This window comes from Microvirga makkahensis (genome assembly GCF_009830105.1).
GTDB classification, from domain to species: Bacteria; Pseudomonadota; Alphaproteobacteria; order Rhizobiales; family Beijerinckiaceae; genus Microvirga; species Microvirga makkahensis.
In genome coordinates this window covers 1-841 of record NZ_WURB01000084.1, presented here as the reverse complement: position 1 = coordinate 841, position 841 = coordinate 1, and the positions used below count along the sequence as shown (strand labels likewise).

1 protein-coding gene is annotated in these 841 nt (G+C 63.7%); it reads left to right on the top strand.

Going from position 1 to position 841, the window contains the following annotated elements:
- Window position 1 precedes the first annotated feature (1 nt).
- The gene (locus tag GR328_RS26530) at window positions 2-784 is read left to right on the top strand and encodes a Bax inhibitor-1/YccA family protein (protein WP_160888634.1); all 783 of its coding nucleotides are present in this window, start codon (window positions 2-4) and stop codon (window positions 782-784) included.
- Window positions 785-841: the final 57 nt, after the last annotated feature.

Below are 841 nucleotides of genomic sequence, written 5' to 3'. Positions count from 1 at the left end.
GATGCAACCGTATGAGCAAAACCAAACCGCCTATGGCACCGGCTTTGCCCGGACGGCGGCACAGGTCGACCAGGGCCTGCGCGCCTTCATGCTCGGCGTCTACAACAACATGGTCCTGGGTCTGGCGATTTCGGCTCTGGTCGCGCTTGGCATCAACATGCTGGCCACCACGAGCGATCCGTCGCAGGCCGTCGCCCGCATGGGCGGCGTCGGCCTGACCCAGTTCGGCGCGGCCCTGTACGGCTCGCCGCTGATGTGGGTTGTGGCGCTGGCGCCTCTGGCCTTCATCTTCTTCTTCTCGTTCCGCATGGACCGCATGTCGGCGGCCACGGCGCGCGGCACCTTCTTCGCTTTCGCTGCGGTGATGGGCGCCTCGCTCTCGACCCTGCTGCTGCGCTATACGGGCGCGAGCGTCGTGCAGGTGTTCTTCATCACGGCGGCGTCCTTTGGCGCGCTGTCGCTGTGGGGTTACACCACCCGCCGCAGCCTGTCGGGGATGGGCTCGTTCCTGATCATGGGCCTCTTCGGCCTGATCATCGCCTCGATCGTGAACATTTTCGTCGCGTCGAGCGCGCTGCAGTTCGGCATTTCCGTGATCGGCGTGCTGATCTTCGCGGGCCTGACGGCTTACGACACGCAGAAGCTGAAGGAGATGTACCTTTACGGCAATTTCGACGCCGAGGCCGCCGCGAAGGTATCGGTCTATGGCGCGCTTCAGCTGTATCTGGACTTCATCAACATGTTCCAGTTCCTCCTGGCGCTGCTGGGCAACCGCAACGAGTAAGGACGACGGTACGGACAATTCTCAGGAGCCCCGGCCCAAAGCCGGGGCTTTCTGCTG

Excerpts from the sequence above, each read along its gene's own strand:
- GR328_RS26530 (WP_160888634.1), top strand. The coding sequence starts at position 2 with ATGCAACCGTATGAGCAAAACCAAACCGCCTATGGCACCGGCTTTGCC.